This window comes from Actinosynnema mirum DSM 43827 (genome assembly GCF_000023245.1).
Taxonomy (GTDB): Bacteria; Actinomycetota; Actinomycetes; order Mycobacteriales; family Pseudonocardiaceae; genus Actinosynnema; species Actinosynnema mirum.
The window spans coordinates 4,659,296-4,673,941 of record NC_013093.1; the positions used below are offsets into that span (position 1 = coordinate 4,659,296).

Below are 14,646 nucleotides of genomic sequence, written 5' to 3' on the forward strand. Positions count from 1 at the left end.
CCCGGCACGTGGGCGGTCGCGGCCGTGTCGCGCGGCGCGGTCCGGCGAGGTTCCGGGCCGCTCGGGCAGCGCTATACGCTGCGACGCATGGCCCGCCCCCGCAAGTTCGTCGAGCACGAGGTCGTCAGCAGCGCGAGCGAGGTGTTCGCCGCGAACGGCCTCGCCGCGACGACGCTGGACGACCTGGTGCGGGCGACCGGGCTGGGCAAGCAGAGCCTGTACAACGCGTTCGGCGGGAAGAAGGAGCTGTTCCTGCGCGCGCTCTCGGAGGACCGCGCGGAGGCGGCGCGGGCCGTGTCGGAGGCGCTCGGGCACGGCGACGCGTCCCCGGTGGAGCGCATCCGGGGGCACATGCTCGGGCTGGCGATCGAGTTCAGCCGGGGCGACAGCCGGGTCTCGCTCACCACGCGCGCGCTCGTCGAGTCGTCCGGGGAGCCGGACCGGCTCTCCGAGGTCACGAAGGAGGGCGTCGAGCAGCTCGCCGGGATCTACGCGCGGTGCCTGGAGCACGCGCGGGAGAACGGCGACCTCCCTGCGGACGCGGACGTGGACTCGCTGGCCATGTACTTCGTCGCCGTCACCAAGGGGATGGAGCTGCTCGGCCGCACGGGCGTCGGCCGCGCCGCGCTGACGGCGGTCGCGCTCGACTCGCTCCGCGCGCTCGGCGACCGGCCCGCGACGGACCCGACCTCGGCCTGACCCCCAGACGCCCCGGTGTGGCGCCGGGCACACCCACACCCCCGGTTATTGACCAAATAGACAAAAACCGATGTTATTGACTCCACGGTCAATAACATCGGTTGGAGTCGCCATGAACGTTCTTGAGGGCAAGGTCGCGGTCGTGACCGGGGCGAACGCGGGCATCGGCCTGGCGATCGCGCGGGCCTACCACGCCGAAGGCGCGCGGGTCTTCGTCACCGGCCGCCGCCAGGCCCAGCTCGACGCGGTCGAGGCCGAGCTGGGCCAGGGGGTGACCGGCGTCCGCTGCGACGTCGGCGACCTGGCCGACCTCGACGCGCTCTACGCGCAGGTCGCGGAGCGGGCCGGGCGGATCGACGTGCTCGTCGCCAACGCCGGGATCGGGATCACCGCCCCGCTGGGCGAGATCACCGAGGAGCAGTTCGACGCCATGTTCACCACCAACGTCAAGGGCTCGCTGTTCACCGTGCAGAAGGCGCTGCCGCTGCTGGCCCCCGGCGCGTCGATCATCTTCACCGGGTCGTCGTCCGCCACCCGCCCGCAGCCGTACCTGCCGGTGTACGGGGCGACCAAGGCCGCGATCCGCAACCTGGTCCGGGGCTTCGCCCACGGCGCGGGGGCGGGCGGGTACCGGGTCAACGTGCTCTCCCCCGGCGGCACCCGCACCCAGGGCCTGGTCGACCTGCTCCCGCCCGAGGAGCTGGCCGCCGCGGGCGCGTCGATCCCGCTCGGCAGGCTGGCCGAGCCCGAGGAGATCGCGGCGGCGGCGGTCTTCCTGGCCTCGGACGCCTCCAGCTACGTCAACGGCGCCGAGCTGGCCGTCGACGGCGGGGCCGCCCAGATCTGAGCGCCGTCGGGAACACCTCCCCCCGGCGCGCGGGAATTCCTGCGAATCGCACTGGACAGCGGCTGTCCAAGTGGGACACTGTGGGCCGCTTTTTCACACCACCGGGGGTTATCAGATGGTCATCTGGGGTTGGCGCACGAAGGCGTTCCTGCTGGGGATGGTGACGCTGCTGTGCTCGCGGTGCGGGAACCCGGCCGCCCAGGCCGTGCACAAGCTGGTCACCAAGTTCACGCTGTTCTTCATCCCGCTGTTCCCGGTGCGGATCAAGCGCGTCGTGCAGTGCACGTTCTGCGGCGCGGAGGGCAAGCTGACCAAGGAGCAGGCCGAGCAGCTGATCGCGCAGGGCGCCGGTCAGCCGCCCGCGCAGCCGCAGCCCGCGCAGCAGCCGCAGCAGCCGCAGCACCCCGGTTACTTCTGAGCGGGAATCCCGCCCTGGAAGCGCGAAGAACCCCTCCTCCCCCGAACCGGACTTCCTCCCGGCGCGGCGGAGAAGGGGTTCTCCCGTTCAGACGTTCCCCGTTCAGACGTTCCCCGGTCAGGCGCTCGCGCGCTCCTGCTTGAGCACGCCCGCGAGCAGCACGACGAGCACGCCCGCGATCGGCACGACCACCAGCCCCAGGCGCAGGCTCGACGCGTCCGCGATGAGCCCGACGACCGGCGGGGACAGCAGGAAGCCCAGGCGCATCAGCCAGGACACCACGGTCAGCCCGGTGCCTGGCCGCAGCCCCGGCAGCTCGTCCGCCTCGTGCATCGCGGCGGGCACCAGCGTGGCGACGCCCAGGCCCGCCGCCGCGAAGCCCACGACGGTGCCGGGCACGGTCGGCAGGGCGAGCGCGAGCCCGAAGCCGACCGCGACGACGATCCCGCCCGCCCTGGCCACGGTGCGCTGGCCGAACCGGTCGACCAGCCGGTCGCCGCTGATCCGGCCGATGAACTGGGTGCCCACGAGCGCGATGTAGCCGGAGGCCGCGAGCGCGGCGGGCGCGCCGAGCCCGCCCAGGTAGATGGCGGCCCACGAGTTGCCCGCGTCCTCCACGAGGGTGCCCGCCGTGGCGATGAGCACGAGCGCGGCGAGCACCGGCACGACCCGGCCCGCCGAGGCGAACCGACCCGCGCCCTCGGCTGCGGCGACGGGTTCGGGCTGCTCCGCGTCCTCCGGGCCGGGCAGGCTGAACCGCAGGGCGAGCAGCGCGACGACCGCCAGCAGCGCGACCGCGCCGATCAGGTGCGGCGCCCGGTCGATCCCGAGCGCGATCGCGCCCGCCGACATGGCCCCGCCGGTGACCGCGCCGATGGACCACACGGCGTGGAAGGAGTTGATGATGGAGCGGCCGTAGCGGCGCTGCACGCGCAGGCCGTGCGCGTTCTGGGCCACGTCGGTGATCGAGTCCATCGCGCCCGCGACGAACCCGGCGGCGGCGAACGCCAGCGTGACCGGGGCCAGACCGGCCGCGATGACGCCGAGCCCGGCGAGCACGGTGCTGACGACGGCGACCCTGGCCGAGCCGAACCGGCGCACCAGCACACCGGCGGCGAGCCCGGCCACGATCGCGCCCGCCGGGAACGCGGCGACGGCCAGGCCGTAGGCGGAGTTGCCCATGCCCAGCTCGGCCTTGATCTCCGGGTAGCGCGGGATGAGGTTGGCGATCAGGGCCCCGTTGGTGAAGAACATCGCGGCCACGGCGGCGCGGGCCCGGACGTCCTCCCGAGCGGGGCGGACATCGGTGTCAGCTGGCATGGGCACGTTCTTACCCGCCAGTGGTACGTTTGTACACTGCGCTCGGCTAACGATTTCCGGGGAGGCGGGCGTGGACGAGGACGACGCGGGGACCGGTGCCCGGACACCCGCGCGGGGGGCGGGTTCGCGCAGGCCCGACCCCGGCAGGCGGGACCGGATCATCGACGCCTGCCTGGACGTGATCGCCGAGGTCGGGGTGGACGGGGCCTCGCACCGGGGCATCGCCGCCGCGGCCGGGGTGCCGCTGGGGTCGATGACCTACCACTTCGACGGGATGCGGCAGCTGCTGCGCGAGGCGTTCGGCCGGTTCGCGGGGGCCGTGGCCGCCGGGTTCGAGGCGCGCATGGCCGCCGCCGCGAACGCCGAGGAGGCGGCGGCGGCGGTCGTGGAGATCATCACCGTGGACACCCTGAGCACCCAGCGGGACCTGGTGCTCACGCACGAGCTGTACACCCTGGCCGCGCGCGACCCGGAGTGCCGGGACGTCACCAACGCGTGGATGGCCGCGAGCAGGCGCGCGCTGGAGCGGCACTTCGACCCGCTCACGGCCAGGCTGCTCGACGCCCTGATCGAGGGAATGTCGATCCACCGCGCGCTGGACACCGAGCCGCACGACCGGGCCGCCGCCGTGGCCGCCGTCGAGCGGATCACCGGGCGGACCAGCGGAGGAACCGCCGGGTAGGCCGCCCGGGGGCACACCGGGGGCACGTAACGCCCGGACCAGCCCGGATATGCCGAAAACCCCCTGTGACCTGCGCCATGCGTCCATTCACTTGAAGCTTCAAGCCCACCCGACCTAGCATCATTTCAAGTTTCAAACACTTGGAGTGCTGATGGCCACCGACTTCCCCGCGACCCCCTCCGCCACCGTGCGCACCAGGGTCCGCGTCCCCCTGCGCTTCCCCGACGGCTACAGCACCACCGCCGACGTGCTCACCTTCCGCGGTCTGGCCGACGAGCGCGAGCACCTGCTCCTGGGCCTCGGCGACTGGGAGACAGCCGTGGTGCTCGCCGGGCAGGGCGGGACCGCTCCCCTGGTCCGCCCGCACAGCGAGTGCCTCACCGGCGACGTGTTCGGCTCGCAGCGCTGCGACTGCGGCCCGCAGCTGCGCGAGGCCGTCGAGCGCATCGCGACCACCGGCGGTTTCCTGCTCTACCTGCGCCAGGAGGGGCGCGGCATCGGCCTGTACGCCAAGCTCGACGCCTACGCGCTCCAGGACTCCGGCATGGACACCTACGAGGCCAACGTGGCGCTGGGCCGGGGCGAGGACGAGCGCGACTACCGCGCCGCCGCGCAGATGCTGCTCGCCGCGGGCGTCGACCGCGTCCGGCTGCTGAGCAACAACCCCGACAAGGCCGTCCAGCTCCAGGGCTACGGCGTCACGGTCACCGAGCGGGTCCCCACCGGCGTCCACCTCTCCGACGCCAACGCCCGCTACCTGACCGCCAAGCGCGACCACACCGCGCACACCCTCGACCTGGCCCACCCGGTCGTGCACCCCCGGCTGGGTGACGTGGTCGGGGCCGAGCTGGCCTCGTGACGGCGGACCTCGGCAGGGCCGATCTCGACCGGGCCGAACTCGGCAGCGCCGAACTCGGCAGCGCCGACCTGGGCGGCGCCGATCCCGGCGGGACCGAACTCGGCAGCGCCGACCTGGAGGCCGACGGCGCGGACGCCCCGCGCTGGCTGGACGGCGGCGAGATGGCCGCGTGGCTGGCGCTGCTGCGGGTGGTCAGCGTGCTCCCGCAGGCCCTGGACCGGCAGCTGCGGGACGAGGTCGGGATCAGCCACACCTACTACTCGATGCTGGCCGTGCTGTCCGACCACCCGGACCGCACGCTGAGCATGGGCGAGCTGGCCAGGCTCGCCGCGACCAGCCCGTCCCGCCTCACCCACGCGATCGCCGCGATGGAGAAGCGCGGGTGGGTGCGCCGCAGGCAGTGCGGCGCGGACCGCAGGGTGCAGTACGCGACCCTGACGGACGAGGGGCTGACCGTGCTGCGGCGCGTCGCGCCCGCGCACGTGGCCGAGGTGCGCAGGCTGGTGTTCGACCGGCTCGACCCGCAGCGGGTCGAGGAGCTGCGGGTGATCGCCTCGCTGCTGGCCGACGGGCTGGCCGAGGAGTGCGGGACGCCGTGAGGGCACGAGAGGGACGGGCTGTGCTGACCGAACACGAGGCGATGGCGCGGGCGCTGGAGCTGGCCGCGACGCCGGGGGTCCCGCTGGGGCCCAACCCCCGCGTGGGGTGCGTGCTGCTGGCCGACGACGGGACGGTGGTCGCCGAGGGCCACCACCGGGGCGCCGGGACCGCGCACGCCGAGGCCGACGCGCTGGCCGAGGCAGGCGCCGCCGCGCGCGGGACCACCGCCGTGGTGACGCTGGAGCCGTGCAACCACACCGGCCGGACCGGGCCGTGCGCCCGCGCGCTGGTGGAGGCCGGGGTGCGGCGGGTGGTGTTCGCCCAGTCCGACCCGAACCCGGTCGCCACCGGGGGGACGCGGACCTTGCGGGACGCCGGGATCGAGGTCGAGCACGGGCTGATGGCCGACCGCGCCCGCGCGCTGAACCGGGCCTGGGTGTTCGGCGTCGAGCACGGGCGACCGCTGGTGACCTGGAAGTTCGCCGCGAGCCTCGACGGGCGCAGCGCGGCGGCGGACGGCACCAGCAGGTGGATCTCGAACTCGGCCGCGCGCGCCGACGTGCACCGGCTGCGCGCCGGGTGCGACGTGGTGCTCGTGGGCGCCGAGACGGCCGTGGTGGACGATCCCCGGCTGACCGCGCGCGGCCCCGACGACGCCCCGCTCGCGCACCAGCCGCTGCGCGCCGTGCTGGGCGAGCGGGAGCTGCCGCCGACGTTGCGCCTGTTCGACGGGTCGGCCGAGGTGGCGCAGCTGCGCACCCGCGACCCGAGGGCCGCGCTGGCCGAGCTGTTCGAGCTCGGTCGCAGGCACGTGTTCCTGGAGGGCGGGCCGACCGTGGCCGCCGCGTTCCTGCGCGCGGGCCTGGTGGACGAGATCGTCGCGTACGTGGCCCCGGTGCTGCTGGGCGCGGGCCGGGCCGCCGCGGGCGACCTGGGGATCACCGGCATCGGCGCGGCGCTGCGCCCGGTGGTGACCGACGTGACCGTGATCGCCGGGGGCGACGGGGAGGAGCCGAACGTCCGCTTCACCCTGACCCCCGCCTGACGTCCCGCCAACCGCACCGCGACCTGCCGGAGAGGGCCCGCGCACCACCGCGCGGGCCCTCTCCGACGTCCGCGGACACGCCCTGCTTCACGATGGACCGCTTCGCCCCGCCGCGGCCGTGCACGCCGCCGCCCGGCGGAGGCGCACGACCAGTACCGTCCGGTGCTGGCCGACGTGGAAGCGCCGTGGACGAGGACCACCCGGTGGCGATCGAAGGGGAGAGCGCGTGACAGGGGAACTGCTGGAGGCGGCGCGAGCGGCGCTGCCGGAGATGCTGGACGACCTGCGCCGGTACGTGGAGGTCGAGACCCCCAGCGACGACAAGGAAGCGCTGACGCGTGGCCTGTCCTTCGTCGACGGGCTGGTCGCGTCGCGCGTCGGCGCGGCCGACACGACGTCCACAGTGGACGGTGGCGCGCACGGCGACGTCCGCGTGCTGGACTTCGCGGGCACCGACGCCCCGCCCGTCCTGCTCCTGGCCCACTACGACACGGTGTGGCCCCTGGGCACGCTCGCGGAGATCCCGTTCGCGGTCGACGGCGACCGGATCACCGGCCCCGGCGTGTTCGACATGAAGGCCGGCCTGGTCCAGCTCCTCTGGGCGATCAGGATCGCCCGCGCCGCGGGGCTCCCCCTCCCCCCGCTCCGCCTGGTCCTCAACGGCGACGAGGAGATCGGCTCCCCGGCGTCCCGCGAGGTCATCGAGCGAGCGGCGATCGGCACGCGCGGCGCGCTCGTCTTCGAGGCAGCCGCAGGCCCCGAGGGCGCGGTGAAGACCGCGCGCAAGGGCGTCGGCCTGTTCACCGTCCACGCCGAGGGCGTCGAGTCGCACGCCGGTCTGGACCCGACGCGCGGCGCGAGCGCGATCGACGAGCTGGCACGGGCCGTCCTGACCCTGCACGCCGCCCAGGACCTCAGCGCCGGAACCAGCGTGAACGTCGGCGTGATCGAGGGCGGCACCCGCTCGAACGTCATCGCGGGCAGGGCCTCCGGGGAGCTGGACGTCCGGGTCTCCACCCTCGCGGAGATCAACCGCGTGGAGGGCGTCCTGGCCGGCCTCACCCCGCACCACCCCAAGGCGTCGCTGACCGTGGAGGGCGGCTGGAACCGCCCCGTCATGGAGCGCACCCCCGCCACGGCGGCCCTCTACGCCGTGGCCCGCGCGGCGGCCGAGGCCCTGGACCTGCCCCTCCCCGAGGTCTCGGTGGGCGGCGCGAGCGACGGCAACTTCGTCGCCGCCCTGGGCATCGGCGTCCTGGACGGGTTCGGCGCCGTGGGCGACGGCGCGCACGCCCGCCACGAGCACGCCACCGCCTCGGGCATGGTGCGCCGCACCGCCCTCACCGCGGCCGTGCTGCGCGCACTGGCCTGACCGGGACGCGTCCGGCGGAACCAACCGGGGTTCCGCCGGACGCCCCGGACACGCCGACCGGAACCGCCCTCGTGCTGGGACGGCGGCGAAAACCGCCACACCGCCCCGCCCACGCCCCTACTGTGCCGGGTGTGCGAAAGATCGACTGGCAGTCCCTGGAATGCCTCCACGGTCCCGCCGGGAACGTGCCGGACCTGCTGGAGGAGTGCGCGCACGAGGACCCGCTCCACGCGTTCGGCGCGATCGCCGACCTGGGCGACCTCCTGCGCCCCTCCCGCGCCCGAATCCTCTCCGCAGCCCCGGCGGCGCTCCCGTTCCTGGTCGACCTGGCCGAGAACGGCCCGCACGCGCGCGAGCGGGTCGTGCGCCTGATCCGCCAGATCGCCGAACGCGGCCACCCCACCCCCGAGTGGACCGGGGCCCTGGACGCGGCCCGGCCCGGCCTCCTCGCCCTCCTCACCGACCCGGACCCGCTGGTGCGCCGCCAGGCGGGCAGGCTCCTGTCCTGCCTGGACCACCCGGAGGCCCTGACCGCCCTGCGCGAGGGCTGGGACACCGAGCAGGACCTCCGCGTGCGCTGCGACCTGGTGCGCTCCCTGGGCGGAGCGGACCCCGCCTTCGACCTCACCGCACTGCTCACCCACGACGACCCGCAGCTGTGCCTGGCAGCGGCCCACGCCCTGCCCGCCACCGCCGCGCTCCCCGACGCGACCGCGCTGGCGAACGCCGTGGCCTCACCGGACAGCGCGGTGTGGGTCGACTCCGCCTGGCTGGAAGATCCCCGCCACGACGACGCCCTCACCGAGCTGGTCATCACCACCGGCGACCTCCTCGCCGAGGACCCCGCCGCCCTGACGGGCTACGTCACCCTGGTGGCCCGCAACGGCATCGCCCCCCGCCGCGCGGCGGTCCTTGGCTCAGCCCTGCGCCTGCTCTGCACCTGGCGCGACGTGGACCTGGTCCCCCTGCTGGGAACCCTCCTCCACGACCCCCACCCCGCGGTCCGCTACCGAGCCGCGGCGGTCCTGGCCTGCCTGGGCCCAGCCGCGCGCCCCCACGCCGACCGCCTGGCGGCCCTGCTCCAGGACCGGTCGGAGCAGCCCGGCGAGTCGACCACGCACACCGCGGGCGACATGGCCCTGTGGGCGCTGGCGGCCCAGGGCGACCCGCGCTGCGTCCCCGCGCTGGTCGCCCTGCTGGAGAGCGACCGCGTCCCGTTCGACCTGAACACCCACCGCCCCACGAACCCCACCCCCGTGACCGCCTGCGGCCCCTGGCTCCACGAGCCCACCGCCGAGGAGGTCCTCACCCCGCTGCGCGCGCACGCCGCCGCCCTGGTCCCCCCGATCGCGGCCCGCCTGGCACGCCCCGACCAGCACCGCCTGCTGGTGGCGGCCCTGTGCCGGGTCCTGGCAGCCTGGGGCCCGCTCTCCGGCGAGGCCAAGTCCGCGCTGGAACCCCTCACCGGCCACCGCTACTACGGCCGCTACGCGACGGCGGCCCTCAAGTCGATCGACGGCTACACCGAGGCCGACGTCCCCGCCCTGGCGGGCGAGGCCCGCCGCTCCGGCGTCACGATCGGCGTTCTGGGCGCGCTGGGCGCCGCGGCAGCGGAGGCCGAGGACACCCTGCGCCGTCTGGCCACCCCGGACGAAACGGCCTGGCGCCGCGTGGAGGCGTCCTACGCCCTGTGGCGCGTCACCGGCGAGACCACGACCGCGGTCCCCCTCCTGCTGGAAGCCGCCGCTCCCCTGGCGACCGGTGACTACACCCGCCCGCGCGGGGCGGCCCTGCACCACCTGGCGGAGATCGGCGTGCGCACCGAGGAGGTCCTCGCCACCGCCCGAGCCGTGGCCACCACCCGCCGCCGGGTGGCGAACGTCGGCGACCGCGAGCGGATCGCCGAGGACGAGGCGCTGCGGGCATCAGCGGCCCAACTGCTCGGATGAGGCAAGGGGACTGGAAGGCGTTCAAGGAGCACGTCCCGCCCGCGCGGGACTGCGACCCGTCGGCGCCGCTGCCCGACCGGGCGGCGCAGGCCGCGAGCGCGTCCCCGGAGGAGGCCGCGCGCGGGATCGCCGCGCTGGAGGCGACGCTGGGGCGGGAGTGGCGGGAGTCCTCGGCGGACCTGCTGCCGGGGCTGGTGGACCTGGCCTCGGGCGGGGCCGCGCACCACCGGCACCGGGTCGTCCGGCTGCTCGCGCGGCTGGCCGACCTGAACGGGACGTCGCCCGCCTGGCCCGCCCTGGAACCACGGCTGGCCGCGCTCCTGGCCGACGAGGACCCGCGCGTGCGCGGGCACGCGACGCGACTGGCGCCCTCGGCCGTCCGGGATCGTGGACCGGCGCTGCGCGCCCGCTGGGACGTCGAGACCGACCGGGGCGTGCGGCCCGATCACCGCCAGGTCGGGCGATCCGGCGCTGCTGGAGGTGCTGCGCGAGTGGGACGAGCCCGCGCACGCCCCCGGTCAGCGGGCCGCGGCCGACGGGGGACCTGCCCGGCGGACCGCTCCCCCGCCGACGGCCGGGGCGCGGTCCCCGCGAGGACCGCGCCCCCGACGGCCGCTAGTTGAACGGCTTGCCGCCGGTCACCGGGATCACGGCGCCGGTGATGTAGCTGGACTCCGCCGAGGCCAGGAACACGTACGCGGGCGCCAGCTCGACCGGCTGCGCGGCCCGCCCCAGCGGCACCTGCTCGCCGAAGTTCGCCACGGCATCCTCGGGCATCGTCGCCGGGATCAGCGGCGTCCACACCGGCCCCGGCGCGACCGTGTTGACCCGGATCCCGCGCTCGGCCAGGTCGATCGCGAGCCCCTTGGTGAAGTTCACGATCCCGGCCTTCGTCGTCGCGTAGTCCAGCAGCTGCGGCGACGGGTCGACGGCCTGGATCGACGACGTGTTGATGATCGTCGCCCCCGGCTCCAGGTGCGGCACGGCCGCCTTGCACAGCCAGAACATCGCGTACAGGTTCGTCTTCAGCACCCGGTCGAACTGCTCGCTGCTGATCCCGAGCAGCCCGTCCTCCTGCGCCATCTGGTGCGCCGCGTTGTTCACCAGGACGTCGATCCCGCCCAGCTCGCCCAGGGCCCGGTCGACGATCTCCCCGCAGTGCCGCTCGTCGGTGATGTCCCCGGCGACGAGCACGGCCTTGCGCCCGCGCTCGCGCACCAGCTCGGCCGTGCGCTCGGCGTCCTCCTGCTCCTCGGGCAGGTAGGACAGCAGCACGTCGGCGCCCTCGGCCGCGAACGCCAGGGCGACGGCCCGGCCGATGCCGGAGTCCCCTCCGGTGATCACCGCCCGACGTCCGTCGAGCTTCCCGCTCCCCCGGTACGTGCTCTCGCCGTGGTCGGGCTTCGGGTCCATGTCCTCCCCGGAGCCGGGGTGCCGCTGGCTCTGCCCGTGCTGGTCCTCGGGCTTCGGGTGCCGCTCGTGGGTGGCGTGGTCGTGCTGGTCGCTCATGTCGTGACTGCCCTCCGACTCGGTTCCGGTGGGTGTTTTCCCCCGAATCGGACGTTCAACCTCACGATCTCCCCGAGCACACCTCCGGGTCGGGGGCCGCCGCCGAGGCCGGTCGGCGACGACCCCCTCGCCTCGGAGCCGACCTCAGCGGGTCCGGACGTCCAGCGAGAAGTTGTTGACCGACAACCCCTCGCCGCCCTGCCAGGGCTCGAACCCGGCCTGCACGCTGGTCAGGTACCACGACGTGGAGACCTGGGTGCGGTTGTCCACGTCCCGGACGAAGTCCAGCACGTCGAACGAGAAGTTCGAGATCGGCGAGGGCGCGAGGTAGGACACCACGTCGTTGCCGCCGTTGTTGCCCTGCCACACCTCCCACGTGCGCCCGGCGATGGTCGTGCTCCCCACCCGGCTGCCGATGGGCTGGATCGGCCCCTGCCGGTTGAGCCAGATCATCAGCTCGACCTGGTTGACCCCGGTGCGCTTGGGCGAGGGGTCCATCCAGATGTCGTAGGACGCGTTGTAGATCCCGGACGCGTTGTACCCGTAGCCGATCGACGTGGACGCGCTCGCCACGTCGCCGATCCGCACGGGCAGGTTCGTGCCGGGCGAGCAGTTGTCGTAGTGGCAACCGCCGTAGATGGCCGGGTACGACAGGGGCGCGCCGTCGGTCGGCTTGCTGCCCTTCTGCGACGTGAGCCGGAAGCCGGACCCGGTGACGTCGACGCACTGCTCGGCGTTGCCGCCCCAACGGTTGTTCATGACCACGTACCGGCCCTGGACCTGGGTGCTGTCGTACTGGCCGCACAGGGCGGCGTCGGCCTGCGCCCCGGTGGCTGCGGCGGTGACGACCGGGACGGCCATGCCTGCCGCGACCAGCAGGGCGGCGGCGAGTGACCGCTGCTTCATCTCGTTCCTCCTTCGCGGGCGGGGACCAGTTCTCCGGCGGGCTCTGGAAACGCTCCCACCGCTGGCCGATCCAACGGACCCGACCGCGCGAGCACCACCCCTGTGTTCCGGGAGGAGTCCTCACCCTCCCGCGCACGCGAGGCCGTTACCGATCCGTTATCGACGGACCGCCCTCACACCCGGTCCGCTCTGCGCTCCCGACGCCCACGCGCCCCGCGCTTGTGCCCCTTGCGCCCGGCCGACCCGGCAGCCGCCGTCGCCGCCGTCGCAACGCCCTCCTGCGGCTGTTCCGCGGCCCTGGGGGACGGCACCGCGCGACGCGGCTCCCCGCGCTCCGCGGCGGCCGTCACAGGCGCGGCCGTCACCCGCCGCACCGACTCCTCCGCGCACACCCGGACCAGCTCGCGGGACGCCTCCAGCACCCCGCCCAACCGCCCCAGCCCCAGCAGCACGCCGGAGCGCTCCGCCCCGACGTCCCCTGGCGACCGCGCGGGCCCGGTCACCCGAACCCCGCGCCCGTAGTGCTCCCGCGAGGACTCCCAGGGGGACCCCGGTCCCCCGAGCACCGACACCGCGTCCACGATCACGCCGCCCTCGCGCACCAGCGCCAGCTCACCCCGCAGGCACCGCCAGGACCCACCCCGGTCGACCTCCAGCGCCCGCCGCCACCGACCGTCGTCCCCGGACAGCCGGGCCCCCGGCTCGTCCCCCCGCCCGCCGGAGCACCGGCACTCGACGCCCCACCGCTCGCCGCCCCAGATCCCGGCGTCGTTGACGGCGGCGTCCAGCTCGCCGTACCCGGCGACCACCTCGAACAGCGCCCGCACGGCCACCGGGTCGGACACGTCGGTGGGCACGGGCACCGCGCGCCCGCCCGCACCGCCGACCCCGTCCGCGATCTCGGCCAACCGCGCCGGGTTCCGCGCCGCGAGGACGACCAGCGCGCCCTCCTCGGCGAACGCCAACGCCGCGGCGCGACCGATACCTCCGGTCGCACCGGTCACCAGGACCACCCTGTCGGTGAAGCGCACGACATGCTCCTCCCGCTGCGGGCCGCTGCACCGGTCGGGCGCCTCGGCCGGGACACGGCGCCCGCCGGGCGGGGCGGGGAGCGCCCAGCGGTCTGCACAGGCTAGGAACCTGGGAGCGATCCCGTCAAACCACGTGGAAGCTCTGGTTCCACCGCCCGATCCGGTGCGCCCGTTTGCCGTGCGCGACGGGCGGGTCGTGCGTCCGTAAAGCCGTGCGGGGGCCCGGGACGGTTGCGCGGCAACCTCTTTCCGCTCAGCGGGGGCGCAGTTCCGCGCCCCCGCTGGGAACCCGCCGACGACACCCGGCCGGAACCGCCCCGCTGACGTAGGCTCACGATCATGAGCGACACCGCCACCAGCGAAAACCCCGAGCACAGCCGGGGCGGCACGTACTCGGTCAAGGGCAAGGCCTACACCCGCGACACCCGGTACCTCACCACCAGGGTCACGGCGGACGGCGCCGAGGGGTACCCGGTCGAACCGGGCCGGTACCGCCTGGTCGCCGCGCGCGCCTGCCCGTGGGCGAACCGGGCGATCATCGTGCGCCGCCTGCTCGGGCTGGAGGACGTGCTCTCCCTCGGCCTGCCCGGTCCCACGCACGACGAGCGCTCGTGGACGTTCGACCTGGACCCGGACGGGCGCGACCCGGTGCTGGGGATCGAGCGGCTCCAGGAGGCGTACTTCAGGCGCGACCCGGAGTACCCGCGCGGCATCACCGTCCCCGCGATCGTGGACACCACGACGGGCGAGGTGGCCACGAACGACTTCGCGCAGATCACCCTGGACCTGTCGACCGAGTGGCGCGCCCACCACCGCGACGGCGCCCCGGACCTGCTGCCGGAGGCCCACCGGGACGAGCTGGAGGAGGTGAACCGGCGGGTGTTCACGGAGGTCAACAACGGGGTGTACCGGTGCGGGTTCGCGGGCGGCCAGGAGGCGTACGACGACGCGTACGCGCGGTTGTGGACGGCGCTGGACTGGCTGGAGGAGCGGCTGTCCGGGCAGCGGTACCTGGTCGGCGACACGATCACCGAGGCCGACGTGCGGCTGTTCACCACGCTGGTGCGGTTCGACCCGGTCTACCACGGGCACTTCAAGTGCAACCGCAACAAGCTCTCCGAGATGCCCGCGCTGTGGGGCTACGCGCGCGACCTGTTCCAGACGCCGGGGTTCGGCGACACCGTGGACTTCGCCCAGATCAAGAGCCACTACTACGAGGTGCACCGGGACCTGAACCCGAACGGGATCGTGCCGTCGGGCCCCGACCTGTCCGGGTGGGGCACCGCGCACGGGCGCGAGGCGCTGGGCGGGCGGCCGTTCGGCGACGGGACGCCGCCGGGGGCCGTGGCCGACGGGGAGCGGGTGGACCCGGCGCACACGCCGCTGCGCTGACTCCTGCCGGGGGACGA

The 14,646-nt window shown here is 74.8% G+C and carries 15 protein-coding genes; 11 read left to right on the forward strand and 4 right to left on the reverse strand.

What is annotated here, in order from left to right; all coding sequences use genetic code 11:
- Window positions 1-87 precede the first annotated feature (87 nt).
- The 3 genes from AMIR_RS19800 (at window position 88) to AMIR_RS19810 (ending at window position 1,964) form a co-directional block, all read left to right on the forward strand.
- Window positions 88-699: a TetR/AcrR family transcriptional regulator gene (locus AMIR_RS19800; protein ID WP_015802727.1), complete on the forward strand. Its 612-nt coding sequence runs from the start codon at window positions 88-90 to the stop codon at window positions 697-699.
- Between the two features lie 112 nt (window positions 700-811).
- Window positions 812-1,546 (forward strand): SDR family NAD(P)-dependent oxidoreductase, encoded by a 735-nt coding sequence (locus tag AMIR_RS19805; protein ID WP_015802728.1) that lies wholly within the window; start codon window positions 812-814, stop codon window positions 1,544-1,546.
- Window positions 1,547-1,661: 115 nt separating this feature from the next.
- Window positions 1,662-1,964, forward strand: a complete 303-nt coding sequence (locus AMIR_RS19810; RefSeq protein ID WP_015802729.1) for a zinc-ribbon domain-containing protein — start codon at window positions 1,662-1,664, stop codon at window positions 1,962-1,964.
- A gap of 117 nt (window positions 1,965-2,081) precedes the next feature.
- Here AMIR_RS19810 and AMIR_RS19815 read toward each other — a convergent pair whose 3' ends face one another.
- Window positions 2,082-3,284: an MFS transporter gene (locus AMIR_RS19815; protein WP_015802730.1), complete on the reverse strand. Its 1,203-nt coding sequence runs from the start codon at window positions 3,282-3,284 to the stop codon at window positions 2,082-2,084.
- A 70-nt stretch (window positions 3,285-3,354) separates the two neighbouring features.
- Here AMIR_RS19815 and AMIR_RS19820 point away from each other — a divergent pair, with 70 nt between their 5' ends.
- The 7 genes from AMIR_RS19820 (at window position 3,355) to AMIR_RS19850 (ending at window position 10,414) form a co-directional block, all read left to right on the forward strand.
- Window positions 3,355-3,966 (forward strand): TetR/AcrR family transcriptional regulator, encoded by a 612-nt coding sequence (locus AMIR_RS19820; RefSeq protein ID WP_015802731.1) that lies wholly within the window; start codon window positions 3,355-3,357, stop codon window positions 3,964-3,966.
- A 151-nt stretch (window positions 3,967-4,117) separates the two neighbouring features.
- Window positions 4,118-4,825 carry a GTP cyclohydrolase II gene (locus tag AMIR_RS19825; RefSeq protein ID WP_015802732.1) on the forward strand — a complete coding sequence of 236 codons (708 nt, stop codon included), beginning with the start codon at window positions 4,118-4,120 and terminating at the stop codon, window positions 4,823-4,825.
- Window positions 4,822-5,424, forward strand: a complete 603-nt coding sequence (locus AMIR_RS19830; RefSeq protein ID WP_015802733.1) for a MarR family winged helix-turn-helix transcriptional regulator — start codon at window positions 4,822-4,824, stop codon at window positions 5,422-5,424. Before AMIR_RS19825 ends, AMIR_RS19830 begins: the two co-directional genes overlap by 4 nt.
- Window positions 5,425-5,444: 20 nt before the next feature.
- Entirely contained in the window at window positions 5,445-6,470 is a 1,026-nt protein-coding gene (gene ribD / locus AMIR_RS19835; protein ID WP_015802734.1) for a bifunctional diaminohydroxyphosphoribosylaminopyrimidine deaminase/5-amino-6-(5-phosphoribosylamino)uracil reductase RibD, read from the forward strand.
- Window positions 6,471-6,696: 226 nt separating this feature from the next.
- Window positions 6,697-7,842, forward strand: a complete 1,146-nt coding sequence (locus tag AMIR_RS19840) for a M20 family metallopeptidase (RefSeq protein WP_015802735.1) — start codon at window positions 6,697-6,699, stop codon at window positions 7,840-7,842.
- A gap of 131 nt (window positions 7,843-7,973) precedes the next feature.
- Complete coding sequence (locus AMIR_RS40420; protein ID WP_015802736.1) at window positions 7,974-9,791, forward strand: HEAT repeat domain-containing protein; 1,818 nt, start codon at window positions 7,974-7,976, stop codon at window positions 9,789-9,791.
- Window positions 9,788-10,414 carry a hypothetical protein gene (locus tag AMIR_RS19850; RefSeq protein ID WP_015802737.1) on the forward strand — a complete coding sequence of 209 codons (627 nt, stop codon included), beginning with the start codon at window positions 9,788-9,790 and terminating at the stop codon, window positions 10,412-10,414. The genes AMIR_RS40420 and AMIR_RS19850 overlap by 4 nt, the downstream gene beginning before the upstream one ends.
- Here AMIR_RS19850 and AMIR_RS19855 read toward each other — a convergent pair.
- The 3 genes from AMIR_RS19855 to AMIR_RS40425 all read right to left on the reverse strand — a co-directional run bounded on the left by AMIR_RS19855 (window position 10,407) and on the right by AMIR_RS40425 (window position 13,237).
- Window positions 10,407-11,300 carry an SDR family oxidoreductase gene (locus tag AMIR_RS19855; protein ID WP_015802738.1) on the reverse strand — a complete coding sequence of 298 codons (894 nt, stop codon included), beginning with the start codon at window positions 11,298-11,300 and terminating at the stop codon, window positions 10,407-10,409. The two genes, AMIR_RS19850 and AMIR_RS19855, sit on opposite strands and share 8 nt — an antisense overlap.
- A gap of 144 nt (window positions 11,301-11,444) precedes the next feature.
- Window positions 11,445-12,206 (reverse strand): GH12 family glycosyl hydrolase domain-containing protein, encoded by a 762-nt coding sequence (locus tag AMIR_RS19860; protein WP_015802739.1) that lies wholly within the window; start codon window positions 12,204-12,206, stop codon window positions 11,445-11,447.
- Between the two features lie 173 nt (window positions 12,207-12,379).
- A complete protein-coding gene (locus AMIR_RS40425) occupies window positions 12,380-13,237 on the reverse strand; it encodes an SDR family NAD(P)-dependent oxidoreductase (RefSeq protein WP_015802740.1) in 858 nt (285 codons plus the stop codon).
- Window positions 13,238-13,576: 339 nt separating this feature from the next.
- Between AMIR_RS40425 and AMIR_RS19870 the strand changes: the two genes are divergently transcribed.
- Entirely contained in the window at window positions 13,577-14,629 is a 1,053-nt protein-coding gene (locus AMIR_RS19870) for a glutathione S-transferase family protein (protein WP_015802741.1), read from the forward strand.
- Window positions 14,630-14,646 lie beyond the last annotated feature (17 nt).